Raw genomic sequence first — 12591 nt, forward strand, 5'->3', positions numbered from 1 at the left:
CCGCCCTCGGCCGAATCCGGTGGCGCCCCGCTGACACCCGCACCCGACCGCGGGTCATCTTCGACGGCACCGGCGAACTCCCCAAGAAACGACGCCGACCCCGCACCGTCGAGAAACACCTACGCCGACAACGCGAGCGCTTGCGCAACCGACTCCGCATCGAAGCCGAACCCCCACCGCCGTTCTAGTGGTGTGGGTCGGCTGACCCATAGAATTTTCGCCTCAATCCGCGACTCTTGAGGAAATCTTGCAAATCGCACACCTTGGGGATCGCTCATGCTTAAATAACGGTCGTTAAGGTTCCATTAAGGAAAGTTGGACGCATGACCAGGTTGGGGCGCAACGCAATTCGACGTTCTGAGAAGGAAGCGAGGCGCCGCAACCGCGAGGAGAAACGCGGCCGCCGCGTTGCCGCGGGCGTTGCCGCATTGGCGACGGTTGCTGCCGTGGGGGCCGGGCAGGTCATGGCGGACGCGCCGGCGATGGCCGTGACCGTCGGCGGCGTTGAAATCGAGAATCCGGCCGGTCAACTGGGTGAGATCATTGCCCAACTAGCCAACAACGAACTCACGCAAGAATTGGCGAAGTCTCTTCGCATGGAGTTGTGCGCCACGGGTGGGACGAGCGGCGGTGCAGATTGTTCAATGTCGACCGGCACAGGTATCGCCATCGTCATGCCGGACCGAATTGAGTTGGTTCCTCGGGTAGACAGTGACACCGAGGAAGACGCGCTCTACAAATCACTTCAGAACTACTTCAACAACCCGCCTGTTGCGCCTGTGTGGGCCAGCTACCCGCAGACCGTGCCGGGCTGGGCTCAGTATTCTGCTGATCTGGCCGAGTACCTGGTAGCCGCCGCGGCCTACACCACGGCGGCGGGAATCGTCAATGACGTTGTAGGTATAGATTTCCCGATTCCTGGCCCACCTGTCACGTCTGGGTCGGCGAAGGTGATCGGCGATGGCTTCCAGTTCGCTATGGCATCGGGTGGTGGCAAAGCAACGGCGATTTCATTCTTGCCCTTGAGCTTGGCGACCGCAGGCGCGAGTGGAGAGCGCACAGCTGTATCCTTCGCGCTGATTGGGATGGCCAACGCGTGGACAACCGACGAGATTCCTGTCACCATTCTCGGCGATAACACGCTGACACCTCTGGATCTCGCGGAGATCAAGCTTCCATCGATTCCTGCAGTGCGCTCCGTCAGCTGCTACGGGGGCCTCACCGGTGCTTACGCAGAAGGTGTGGGTGCTTGTGCAAACATCGCGGGCACGTTGGACTTCCGGTGGAACGCTGTGAACAACGAGCTCCAGTTCGGGCTCACCGATCCGACGGGGATTCTCTTCGACCCAACCGGAGTCTTCACCCAGGTCATCACGCAACTACTTAACGGCCAACCTCTTACGCTCAGCAAGGATTTCGCGCGACTTTCGATCGGCGGTGACTACGATCTCTTCAGCGGCGATTTCCTGCGTCTGACAAGCGATTATGGATCTCAGGATCCGATCACGATCGAGTGGCTGGGTCAGAAGATCACCCTTAACCCGGAGGTTGAGGTTAACGGGGTCGACCGTCCCAACCACCTTGGGGTTCCGGTGATTACCTTCGCGGCACTGAATACGGGCGAGATCGTTCCCGTCGTGAACCTGCCTGAATACAAGTTCCCCTTTGGTATCTCGTCAATCGGTCCAATCGAGATCCCGAGCACCACAACAACAACGACCGCCTCCCCGCTGTCGTTGACCACGACCACCGACGACACTCCGTCGCCCAGTCTGCTGCGTACCACCACGACCACCACCGACGACACCACGGAGGCCGAACCAGAGAAGGTCACCACGCTCGCTGCGCCGGTGGACACCACCGAGGACGAGGTCACGACCGACAAGACTGCAGACACCACAACCACGACCACCGACAATTCGACTGACAACAAGGACCAGTCGAACAACTACGTCGGCAAGCATCGGTCGGAGAACAAGGGCGGCTACGTCGGCAAGCACCGCTCGGAAAACAAGAACGACAACGAGGGCTCCGACAACAAGGGTTCCGACAACAAGGGTTCCGACAACAAGGACTCCTCGTCGACCAAGTCCGACAACAAGGGCTCATCGGAGAACAAGTCCGACGACAACGGTTCCTCCGAGAACAACGGCTCCGACTCGAGCAGCAACTCGAACAGCAGCAACAGCTCCAACAACGGATCGGGCAACGAAAGCTAGGCCGGCCAGCCCATCCCCACAAACGACGCCCCGGCGCGGAACCCCCGACCGCGCCGGGGCGTCATCCATTCCAGAACCCGGCAACCCGGGCGGCGCGTCTACAGTGGAGACCACCGCCCGAGCAGAGGAGCGCGCCATGGAGATCGATCGGCAGAAGAGTCAGGCCCTGTCACAGGTCGTCCGCCAGCATCCGGGTATGAGCCTCGCCGCCATCTCGCCGGCCATCGTCGTGTTCGGCGTCGTCTGGTTCCTCACCAATTTCTGGCTCGCCTTCATCCTTGCCGTCGTCGCAGGCGGAGTCGGGTACTACCTCCTCACCCGCAAGAGCTGACACAACGGCCCCCGAACCTAGGGCGTGTCTCCCATTGCCCTTTGCGGGTCTTGACGGCCTGATTCTCCCCTGGCGGCGTTGTCGTCGGTCACGATAGCTGCCGCTATCGCTTCCTCCTCCGCCTTGCCAGGAAAGAATCGGCTCCGCCAATCCCTCGCAGAAGCAATGGAAGACACGCCTTGGGCCGTATATCGAGATCGCACAGCTAGAGTGGTGGCCACCGAACCAGTCGGCGTGACGGAGGGAGCACCAGCCAACCGTGTCCACCCGCGTTGATGCCTGGATCTGGGCGATCCGACTGACCAAGACCCGTTCCGCAGCGGGAGCCGCATGCCGCGGCGGGCACGTCCGCGTCAACGGCGCCACCGCGAAACCGGCACAACCCATCGTCCCCGGCGACGAGATCCGGGTGCGCCTGGCCGGACGCGAACGCATCGTCGAAGTCACCAAACTCATCAGCAAACGCGTGTCCGCCCCGATGGCCGCCGAATGCTACATCGACCGCAGCCCGCCACCACCCCCGCGTGAGATCGTCGCAAGCCAGCCCCGACGCGACCGTGGCGCCGGCCGACCGACGAAACGTGAACGGCGACAACTCGATCAACTACGCGGCGGATTCCTCATCGCACTTGTTGCCGTCGTCGCACTCGCCATCGCCGGATGTTCGTCCGACGACGACACCCCCGACCCCGCCAAAGCGTCCACCCCCACAGCGCCCGGCCGCGCCGGCGAGGGGCCCTTCTTCGGCGCATGCGGCGGCGTCACCACCGAAGAGGTCATCTCCATCACCCGGCTTGGCGGCCTCACCAACACCATCAACAACACGTCGGTGTGCGAGTGGGACAGCAGCGGCACACGCACCGGGCCGGTGGCGTCGTTCAACTGGTACCGCGGATCGCCGATCGGCCGCGAACGTGCCACCGAACAACTCTCCCGCGCGTCGACCACCGACATCGAGATCAACGGCCACCGGGGCTTCATCGCGCACGACGCGGAGGGCATCTGCGAGGTCGGCATCGAATTCGGCGCCGACTTCTTCGAATGGTCAGTCAGCGCAGGCACCAACGGCGGCCAGACCGTCGAGCAGGTCTGCCAGGCCACCCGGGAACTGTCCCGCCTGTCGATCGAGCGAGCGTCATGATCAGGTGGCTGACCGTCCTCACGATCGCTGCTCTCGCGCTCACCGCATGTTCGTCCGACGACGACACCGCAGACCCCGGCGGACCGCAGGGGCCAACCGCCCCCGGACGCGCCGGCGCCGGACCGTTCTTCGGCGCATGCGGCGGCGTCGACACCGACGAGGTCGTGCAGATCACCGGCTTCGGCCAGATGGCCAACACCGTCAACAACCCGTCGGCCTGCGTGTGGAGCGCCGACGCGCTGCAGAACTCATCCGTCGCATCGTTCAACTGGTACCGCGGATCGCCGATCGGCCGCGAACGCGCGACCGTCCAGCTGTCCAAGGACACGGTCGTCGACGTCGACATCAACGGCCACCGCGGGTTCATCGCGTCCAGCCCGACCATCTGCGAGATCGGCATACAGTTCGACGCCGACTTCTTCGAGTGGTCGGTCCGATCGGGCGTCAGCCCAGCCGAGGGGGGACCAGCCATCGACCAGATCTGCGCGGCAGCCAAACAGCTGTCCCGAATGTCCATCGAGCGTGCGTCATGAAACGAGCGCTCTCCCTCCTCGTCGTGGCACTGTTCGCGCTCGTCACCTTCACCGCCTGCTCCGACGACAACAACAACGACGCGAGTCCGTCGACGTCGCAGACCAAGGGCAACGTCGACACCGACCGCTACGACAAACTCACCCTCGAATGCGAGATCCTCTCCACCCAGCAGATCGCCGAAGTCGTCGGCGGCCCGGACGCCTTCGCCCGCGGAACGTTCTTCGGCGCCATTTGCCGCTGGGTGGTCAACGGCCCGACCGTCTCGAACGTGACATTCAACTGGTTCGAATGGGGCAACCTCAACGTCGAGAAGGACACCGCCAAACGCCTCGGCTACCAGACCGAGAACATCCGCATCTCCAGCCAGACCGCGTTCACCCAGCGCGACCCCAACCGCCCGTCGGTCTGCGGTGTCACCGCCCGCGCGCCGAGTCGCGGCATCTTCACCTGGTGGGTCGAACCTCGCGGTCCGGCACCGGCCGACGCCTGCGCGGCGCCGATCAAACTGATGGAACTGGTACTGAGCGGGGGACAGTGAGATGCGACGAATCCTTGCCGTTGTAGCGGCGTTGGCCATGGGGGCGACGATCGGAGCGGCAACACTGAGCGGCCCGGCGTCCGCTGCACCTGATTGCGCCGCCACCGTCCGAACCCTCATCCCGTCACCCTCGCCGACCGCGTGGGCCGAGAACCTCACCTACGACGCCGCGGGCAACCTCTGGGTGACCCGCTCACTCGACAGCACGGTGCAGCGCTACGACCGCAACAACCGCCTCACCGCGACGGTGCCGGTCACTGCGCCCGGCGCGATCCGAACCGGTCCGCGCGGGAAACTGTATGTCACGTCCGGTAATTCGGCCACGAACATGCTGCCCGTCGGGCCGCTCACAGGAACCATCGTCACCATCGACCCACGCGCGCCGCGCCGGGTCGCGAAGCCATGGGCTCGCGGCCTCGGTATGCCCAACGGCCTGGCCTTCGACAAGGCCGGCAACGCCTACGTCTCCGACAGCCGACTCGGCGTCGTCCGACTGAAGCCCAACGGCAGCATCGACCGGCGCTGGTCGGCCGCCGCACCGAAGAACGTGGCACCCACCGCAACGGTCAACGGAACCGGGATCAACGGCGCTGCCATCGACGGCGACACGCTCTACGTCACCCTCACCACCAGCCTCACCGGCCGCGTCATCGCGGTGCCGCTCGCGCATCCCGAACGCGCCCGCGCGGTCGCCGACCTCACCGCGCCGCTCCCCGGGCTCGTCGACGACCTCGCAGTGATCGGACCGTCAAAGCTCGCCGTCACCACGACGCTCGGACAGCTCTACGTCGTGAACGTCCGGATCGGCAGCTCGTGCGCGGTCAACGTCGGCGCACCACTCACCGCGGTCACGGCCACGCCCGGCGACCCCACCCGGCTCGTCGTGGCGAGCGAGAACGGAACCGTCTACGTCGTCAGGCTGTGACCGGCAGCTTCGACACCGAGACCGTCGCGGCGACCTGAAGCTCCCCCGCGTCGTCGGGGATGAGCATCCAGATCAGCAGGCGGTCGGCTTCCCGCACGCGTCGTAGCGTGAGCGGTGTGCCGGGCACGATCGGACGCAGATACTCGATGACCGCCCGATGCGGGACGTCGACGAGGTCGGGATGGTCCACCAGTTCGTCCTCGACCGCCTCCAGATAAGCGGCGTTGTTGAGGTGCTTGAACGGGTCGAAATCGGTGATGCGCAGGACGTGCGGCCGGTCGGGCAGCTCGATGTCGTCGGCCGCGGGCGCCTTGTCGGGGTTCATCGACTTCCAGCGCAGCCGATGCTCGTCGGTCATGGCCGACAGCATCTCGAAGGCGTCGTCGGTAAGGCGGGACGGCATGCCCTGCTCGTTGACGTTGATCCAGAACGCCTCGGTCTCGATCAGGCCCGGTTCGCGCTGATCCGGATTGAACCGGTTGGTCTCGTGGTCGGCCTGCAGCCGCACCCGCATGTTGGTCCACCGGGTCGAGAGAGCCCCGCACCAGCGTTGCGCGGTGAAGCCTGCCGGCCACGAGATCGGACGGATCACGTCGATGATGGTCCGACGCACAATCCAGAACGGATCGGTGTCACGGAACTCGGTGACCTCGATGTTGTCGTTGGCGACGTCCTGCAGGTAGCGTGCGACCGCATCCAGACGGACCCGCATCTCCTGGTCGACATCACCGGTGCGTACCCGGTATTCGCCCTCGAAATACCGGGCACCTTCCTTGCGTTCGGACAGCCCTTCGAACGGTGGCGGCACGGGGGTCGGCGCTTTCACTCAGCGGGTCCTCTCCTAGGACGGCGGCGGGTTTCTGGTTAAGATACATTCAGCCCGAAAACTAGAACACGTTCCACGTATCGGATTCCGAGGAAACAGCAGATGGCGCACGTAATTACCCGACCATGTTGCAACGATGCCAGTTGCGTCAGCGTGTGTCCGGTGAACTGCATCCACCCGACGCCTGACGAGCCGGAGTTCTTCACCGCCGAGTCGCTGTACATCGACCCGGAGACCTGCATCGACTGCGGTGCGTGCATCGACGAATGCCCGGTCGAGGCGATCATCCCCGACGACTCTCTCGAAGAACGCGACGAGCCGTACCTGCAGATCAACGCCGATTACTACAAGGATCACGACGTCGAAGGCGGGCTGGTGCCGCCCAAGAAGGCGCCGCAGCTGCCCGACAAGGAACTGCACGTCGCGATCATCGGCGCCGGCCCGGCCGCGTTCTACGCTGCCGAAGAGCTGGTGCGCAAGCCGTCGGTCAGGGTCGACATGTTCGAACGCCTGCCCGTGCCGTACGGCCTCGTGCGCGCCGGCGTCGCCCCCGACCACGCAGCCACCAAGGGTGTGGAGAAGACCTTCGCGTCGGTCGCGGCCAAGAAGAACTTCCAGTATTTCCTCAACGTCGAGGTCGGTAAGCACATCAGCCACGACGAACTCGTCGCTCGGTACCACGCGGTGATCTACGCGGTCGGCGCGGCAACCGACAAACGACTCGGCATCGACGGCGAGGACCTGCGCAACTCGCTGCCCGCCACCCAGTTCGTCGCCTGGTACAACGGGCACCCCGATTTCGCGAACCTCGACGTCGACCTGTCGTCGGAGCGCGCGGTGGTCGTCGGCAACGGCAATGTCGCGCTCGACGTCGCGCGGATCCTGGTGTCCGACCCCGACGACCTCGCGAAGACCGACATCGCCGAGCACGCTGTCGCCGCCCTGCGCGACTCGAACATCGACGAAGTGGTGCTTCTCGGCCGGCGCGGCGTCGCCCAGGCGGCCTACACCAACAGCGAGTTCCTCGCGCTCGGCGACGTCGAGGGCGTGGATGTGGTGATCGACCCCGACGAACTCGTCCTCGACGATGCGACGCAGGCCGCGCTCGACGACGACACGCTCGATTCGACGATCGCCACCAAGATCCGGCTCGCCCGCGAATTCGCCGAGCGACCCCAGACACCGGGCAACAAGCGCATCGTGTTCCGCTTCCTCACGTCGCCGGTCGAGATCGAGGGGACCGACGCCGTCGAAAAGCTCGCCTGTGTGCGCAACGCATACGCCGAGGGAGTCGCCGGTCGGATCGCTGTGACACCCACCGAGGACCGCTTCGACATCGATGCCGGGCTGGTGCTTCGGGCCATCGGATATCGCGGGGTGCCGGTAACCGATCTACCCTTCGATGAGGGGCGCGGCGTCGTGCCCAACACCGAGGGGCGGGTGCAGGATGCCGCCGACGGGAATGTGATGCCCGGCCTGTACGTGACGGGCTGGATCAAACGCGGAGCCACCGGAGGGATCGGGATGAATCGGATGTGCGGGCACGAGACCGCCGAAGCGGTGCTCAAGGACTTCGTCGACGCGACGATCGACGACCCGACGACCTCGCGAGACGACGTCACCGACCTCGTCACCGATCGCGGCGCGCACCGCATCGCGCTCGACGGCTGGAAAGCCATCGACGCGGCAGAGAAGAGCGCCGGACGAGCCGCCGGGAAACAGCGCCTCAAGTTCGTCAGCATCACCGACTTCGAGTCGGCCGCCGCCGGAACGGCGCAGTAGTCGTGCGGGTCGCATTGTTGTCCTACCGCAGCAAGCCTCATTGCGGTGGGCAGGGAGTCTACGTCCGTCACCTCAGCCGCGAACTGGCGCTGCTTGGCCATTCCGTCGAGATCTTCTCGGGTGCGCCGTACCCGGAGCTCGACCAGTCCGCCATCGACGCCGGTGTCACGGTCACCAAGGTGCCCAGCCTCAATCTCTACGACGAGCCCGATCCGTTCCGGACGCCGCGTCCGGGGGAGTACCGCGACTGGATCGACGTGCTCGAGGTCGGATCGATGTGGACGGCGAGCTTCGGTGAACCGCTCACCTTCAGCCTGCGTGTCGCGCGGCTGCTGAAGGAGCGTCGCGACGACTTCGACATCGTGCACGACAACCAGTGCCTCGGCTACGGACTGCTCGACATCCAAAAGGCCGGGTTCCCGCTGATCGCGACCATCCACCATCCGATCACCCGCGACCGGACGCTGGCCGTCAAGGCGGCCAAGGGGTGGCGCAAGATCAGCGCCTGGCGCTGGCACTCCTTCCTGCGGATGCAGGGCCGGGTGTCGCGGCGAATCCCGGAGCTGCTGACGGTGTCGCGCAGCAGCGAGGTCGACATCCGCAAGGCCTTCGACATCCCGTCGGGCCGGATCACCACCATCCCGCTGGGCGTGGACACCGAGGTGTTCAAGCCAGGCGCCGGGAGCGGAGCGAGCGGGCCGAATGTTACTGCCCCCGAGCGTGTACCCGGCCGGATCGTGTGCGTGGCCAGTGCCGACGCCCCGCTGAAGGGGGTGTCGTACCTGTTGGAGGCGGTGGCGAAGCTCTCCGCCGAGCGCGATGTCGAACTGGTGCTCGTGTCCAAACTCGACCCGAACGGGCCGTCGGCCAAGATGATCGACGACCTCGCCATCGGTGACCGGGTGTCGGTGGTGTCGGGCCTGGAGGACGAGGAACTCGCCGAGCTCCTCGCATCCGCCGAAGTCGCCTGTGTCCCTTCGCTGTACGAGGGATTCTCGCTGCCGGCGGTGGAGGCGATGAGCTGCGGGACGCCGTTGGTCGCGACCCGCGCGGGGGCGATCCCGGAGGTCGTCGGCACGGGTGAGGAAGCCGCGATCCTGGTGCCGCCGCGCGATTCCGGACGCCTGGCCCAGGCGATCGGACGCCTGCTCGGCGACGCCGATCTGCGTGCCCGGCTCGGGGCCGGGGGCCGAACGCGGGCCGAAGAGAACTACAGCTGGGCCGCCGTCGCCGCGAAAACCGCGGCACACTATGAGACAGTCTTGGCCAAGGCAGGGCTGCCGACCGAAGGGAAAACCGAGTGCTGACAGTTGATTTCGACCGGCTGGGCGTGGGATCGGGCACCAAGGCCATCGACATCGGGGCGGGACAGGGCCGGCACTCCTTCGAGATGTTCCGGCGCGGAGCCGACGTCATCGCCTTCGACATGTCCGAGTCCGACATGGCCGACGTCGGCGAGATGTTCGACGCGATGATGGCCGAAGGGCACGTCCCGGCGTCGGCCAAGGCGCGTGCCGAGGTCGGCGACGCGCTGCGACTTCCCTACGCCGACAACAGCTTCGACGTGGTCTTGATGTCGGAGATCCTGGAGCATGTGCCGGCCGACGAGGCCGCGATGGCCGAGATGGTGCGCATCCTCAAGCCGGGCGGACTCGCCGCGGTGACGGTGCCGCGCTATTGGCCGGAGAAGGTGTGCTGGGCACTGTCCGACGAGTACCACGAGGTCGAAGGTGGACACGTCCGGATCTACAAGGCATCCGAACTCTCGGACAAGCTGACCGCCGCGGGCCTCGAGGTCACCGGAACCGACCACGCCCACGCCCTGCACGCACCGTACTGGTGGCTCAAATGTGCTGTCGGCGTGGAGAACAACGACAATCTGCTGGTCAAGGGCTACCACAAGCTGCTGGTCTGGGACATGATGAGCAAGCCGTGGCTCACCCGCGTCGGCGAGCAGGCGCTCAACCCGGTCATCGGAAAATCGGTGGCCCTGTATCTGCGTAAGCCCGACACCGCTTCTTCATGACGGCGCTCCCCGTCGACGACGACACGTCGGCTGACTACCCGCACGTGCCCGGCGTGGTGAGCGCCGAGCAGATGCGGGCCACCGGCGTGGCCATCGTCGCCATGCAGGAGTCCTCCGGCGCACTGCCGTGGTTCCCGGGCGGCCAGACCGACCCCTGGGATCACATCGAATCAGCAATGGCGTTGTCGGTGACCGGCTTCCACGACGAAGCCGAAGCGGCGTACGAGTGGTCGCGGCGCATGCAGCGCACCGACGGCTCGTGGCCGATCCGCACCGTGGTCGGCCGCATCGAAGACGACGGCGTCGACAGCAACTTCTGCGCCTACATCGCGGTCGGCGTGTGGCACCACTACCTCATCACCGGCGACGAGCGATTCCTGGAACGCATGTGGCCCGTCGTATGGTCGGCCATCGACTGCGTACTCCGATTCCAGCGGGAAGACGGGGCCTTCCGCTGGGGCGGGGATACCGCGGGCAACATGTTCGACGAAGCCCAGATCACCGGCAACGCCAGCATCTTCCAGGCGCTCGACTGCGCGCTCCACATCGCCGTCGAAGTGGATCAGCCCGAAAAGGACTGGATTCGAGCGCATTCCGCGCTCGGCGACGCCATCCGAACCGACCTCGCCCGCGACCGGTGGGAGATCTTCCAGCCGCCGTCGGAGCATTCGATGGACTGGTACTACCCGATCCTCGGTGGAGCCCTGCGCGGCACGGCCGGGCAGGAACTGATCGCGCGGCGGTGGGACGAATTCGTGGTCCCCGGCCGCGGCGTCCGATGCGTCGACCACCGGCCCTGGGTCACCGGCGCCGAAACCTGCGAACTCGCACTCGCACTGGATGCGTTGGGCGACACCGACGATGCCATCTCCCTCATCGCGTCCATCCAGCATCTCCGCGATCCCGACGGCTCCTACTGGACCGGCCTCGTCTTCGCCGACGGCAAGCGCTGGCCCGTCGAGAAGAGTTGCTGGACCTCGGCCGCCGTCATACTCGCCGCCGACGCCGTCAGCCGCACCAGCGTCGCCAACGGCATCTTCCGCGACGTCCGCCAACGACTCACCGCCGCGCACTGACCCACCGGTCCCTGCGCTCCCCTTCGAGGCTCGCAAGCTCGCACCTCAGGGAGCGGAAGTGGTCGCTCCCACCGTTTGCACCCCACCGCTCCCTGCCAGCGCTCGAGCCACCCGCTCCCTGAGGTGCGAGGAGCGCTAGCGACGAGCCTCGAAGGGCCTGGTGAGACGCCATCCTAGCTCTTTCACTCAGATGGCCCTGGTGACCTGGCGCACAATCAACTAGACTAGTGTCCAGTCAACCGTCCGGCGCAGCCTCGGACGGCAGCAATGGCGCATCAACGGAGGGCCCATGGAATTCGGAATCGTGCAGTTCACCAGCGATCGCGGGCTCAAGCCGCACGTGCTCGCGCCACTGATCGAGGACGCCGGGTTTGCGTCGTACTACGTCCCGGAGCACGGTCACATCCCCACCCGGCGTGACGCCGCGCACCCGCGCACCGGCGATGCCTCACTGCCCGACGATCGCTACATGCGCACCCTCGACCCCTGGACCTCGCTCGCCGCCGCGGCAGCAGTCACCGAACGCATCCGCCTCGCCACCGCCGTCGCCCTGCCCGTGCAGTCCGACCCCATCACGCTCGCCAAGACCATCGCGACGCTCGACCACATCTCCGACGGACGCGTCACGCTTGGCGTCGGATTCGGTTGGAACCTGGACGAATTGAGCGACCACAACGTCCCGCCGAAGCGCCGCCGGACGATGCTGCGCGAGTATCTCGAGGCGATGCGCGCGCTGTGGACCGAGGAAGAAGCCGAGTTCGACGGCGAATTCGTGCAATTCGGCCCCAGCTGGGCGTGGCCCAAGTCGACCCAGTCGCACATCCCGGTCCAGGTGGGGGCGGCCGGCAACGAGAAGAACTTCAAGTGGATCGCACGCAGCGCCGACGGCTGGATCACCACCCCCGGCGAGGAAGACATCGAACGATCGGTGAGCCTCCTCAAGCAGATCTGGGCCGACGCCGGACGCGAAGGCGACCCCGACGTCGTGGTCCTCGACTTCAAACCGATCCCCGAGAAGCTCGAGAAGTGGCGCGAGATCGGCGTCACCACAGTGCTTTACGGCCTCCCCGACGACTCCGTCGAACGTGCGAGCGGCTACCTCGCCAAGCTCGCAGGCAAACTGGGCCTCGCCCCGGCTGTGGTGTGAGCGGCGCTACCACCGCTGCCTGAACTGAATCGCGAGGAACGCAACC

The 12591-nt window shown here is 65.8% G+C and carries 13 protein-coding genes; 12 read left to right on the forward strand and 1 reads right to left on the reverse strand.

What is annotated here, in order from left to right:
• The 7 genes from MKW15_RS18435 to MKW15_RS18465 form a co-directional block, all read left to right on the forward strand.
• Positions 1–188, forward strand: a 188-nt coding sequence (locus MKW15_RS18435) for a hypothetical protein (protein WP_240860694.1), incomplete at its 5' end; no start/stop codon positions are given.
• A 135-nt stretch (positions 189–323) separates the two neighbouring features.
• Positions 324–2219 (forward strand): hypothetical protein, encoded by a 1896-nt coding sequence (locus MKW15_RS18440; RefSeq protein ID WP_240860695.1) that lies wholly within the window; start codon positions 324–326, stop codon positions 2217–2219.
• 136 nt (positions 2220–2355) lie between these two features.
• Positions 2356–2550 carry a hypothetical protein gene (locus MKW15_RS18445; protein WP_240860696.1) on the forward strand — a complete coding sequence of 65 codons (195 nt, stop codon included), beginning with the start codon at positions 2356–2358 and terminating at the stop codon, positions 2548–2550.
• A gap of 259 nt (positions 2551–2809) precedes the next feature.
• The gene (locus MKW15_RS18450; RefSeq protein ID WP_240860697.1) at positions 2810–3691 is read left to right on the forward strand and encodes a DUF3558 family protein; all 882 of its coding nucleotides are present in this window, start codon (positions 2810–2812) and stop codon (positions 3689–3691) included.
• Complete coding sequence (locus tag MKW15_RS18455; RefSeq protein ID WP_240860698.1) at positions 3688–4224, forward strand: DUF3558 domain-containing protein; 537 nt, start codon at positions 3688–3690, stop codon at positions 4222–4224. The genes MKW15_RS18450 and MKW15_RS18455 overlap by 4 nt, the downstream gene beginning before the upstream one ends.
• Positions 4221–4763, forward strand: coding sequence for a DUF3558 domain-containing protein (locus tag MKW15_RS18460; RefSeq protein WP_240860699.1), 543 nt, complete (start codon positions 4221–4223; stop codon positions 4761–4763). Before MKW15_RS18455 ends, MKW15_RS18460 begins: the two co-directional genes overlap by 4 nt.
• Position 4764: 1 nt before the next feature.
• Positions 4765–5688, forward strand: a complete 924-nt coding sequence (locus tag MKW15_RS18465; RefSeq protein WP_240860701.1) for an SMP-30/gluconolactonase/LRE family protein — start codon at positions 4765–4767, stop codon at positions 5686–5688.
• Here the strand turns inward: MKW15_RS18465 and MKW15_RS18470 are convergent.
• Complete coding sequence (locus MKW15_RS18470; protein ID WP_240860703.1) at positions 5678–6514, reverse strand: acyl-[acyl-carrier-protein] thioesterase; 837 nt, start codon at positions 6512–6514, stop codon at positions 5678–5680. The two genes, MKW15_RS18465 and MKW15_RS18470, sit on opposite strands and share 11 nt — an antisense overlap.
• 102 nt (positions 6515–6616) lie before the next feature.
• Here MKW15_RS18470 and MKW15_RS18475 point away from each other — a divergent pair, with 102 nt between their 5' ends.
• From MKW15_RS18475 to MKW15_RS18495, 5 genes are all read left to right on the forward strand, one after another.
• Positions 6617–8296: an FAD-dependent oxidoreductase gene (locus tag MKW15_RS18475; protein ID WP_240860704.1), complete on the forward strand. Its 1680-nt coding sequence runs from the start codon at positions 6617–6619 to the stop codon at positions 8294–8296.
• 2 nt (positions 8297–8298) lie between these two features.
• Positions 8299–9603 (forward strand): glycosyltransferase family 4 protein, encoded by a 1305-nt coding sequence (locus MKW15_RS18480; RefSeq protein WP_240860705.1) that lies wholly within the window; start codon positions 8299–8301, stop codon positions 9601–9603.
• Positions 9597–10322: a class I SAM-dependent methyltransferase gene (locus MKW15_RS18485; protein WP_240860706.1), complete on the forward strand. Its 726-nt coding sequence runs from the start codon at positions 9597–9599 to the stop codon at positions 10320–10322. Before MKW15_RS18480 ends, MKW15_RS18485 begins: the two co-directional genes overlap by 7 nt.
• Positions 10319–11398, forward strand: a complete 1080-nt coding sequence (locus tag MKW15_RS18490) for a prenyltransferase/squalene oxidase repeat-containing protein (RefSeq protein ID WP_240860707.1) — start codon at positions 10319–10321, stop codon at positions 11396–11398. The genes MKW15_RS18485 and MKW15_RS18490 overlap by 4 nt, the downstream gene beginning before the upstream one ends.
• A 289-nt stretch (positions 11399–11687) precedes the next feature.
• On the forward strand, positions 11688–12545 hold the full coding sequence (locus tag MKW15_RS18495; RefSeq protein WP_240860709.1) for an LLM class F420-dependent oxidoreductase: 858 nt from the start codon (positions 11688–11690) through the stop codon (positions 12543–12545).
• Positions 12546–12591: the final 46 nt, after the last annotated feature.

Origin of the sequence: Gordonia gummivorans, assembly GCF_022513585.1 — a bacterium.
In the GTDB taxonomy this organism is placed as follows: Bacteria; Actinomycetota; Actinomycetes; order Mycobacteriales; family Mycobacteriaceae; genus Gordonia.

Bases quoted from the DNA above. Each gene is read 5' to 3' on its own strand.
- MKW15_RS18440 (WP_240860695.1), top strand. From the start codon at position 324: ATGACCAGGTTGGGGCGCAACGCAATTCGACGTTCTGAGAAGGAAGCG.
- MKW15_RS18445 (WP_240860696.1), top strand. From the start codon at position 2,356: ATGGAGATCGATCGGCAGAAGAGTCAGGCCCTGTCACAGGTCGTCCGC.
- MKW15_RS18455 (WP_240860698.1), top strand. From the start codon at position 3,688: ATGATCAGGTGGCTGACCGTCCTCACGATCGCTGCTCTCGCGCTCACC.
- MKW15_RS18460 (WP_240860699.1), top strand. From the start codon at position 4,221: ATGAAACGAGCGCTCTCCCTCCTCGTCGTGGCACTGTTCGCGCTCGTC.
- MKW15_RS18465 (WP_240860701.1), top strand. From the start codon at position 4,765: ATGCGACGAATCCTTGCCGTTGTAGCGGCGTTGGCCATGGGGGCGACG.
- MKW15_RS18475 (WP_240860704.1), top strand. From the start codon at position 6,617: ATGGCGCACGTAATTACCCGACCATGTTGCAACGATGCCAGTTGCGTC.
- MKW15_RS18490 (WP_240860707.1), top strand. From the start codon at position 10,319: ATGACGGCGCTCCCCGTCGACGACGACACGTCGGCTGACTACCCGCAC.
- MKW15_RS18495 (WP_240860709.1), top strand. From the start codon at position 11,688: ATGGAATTCGGAATCGTGCAGTTCACCAGCGATCGCGGGCTCAAGCCG.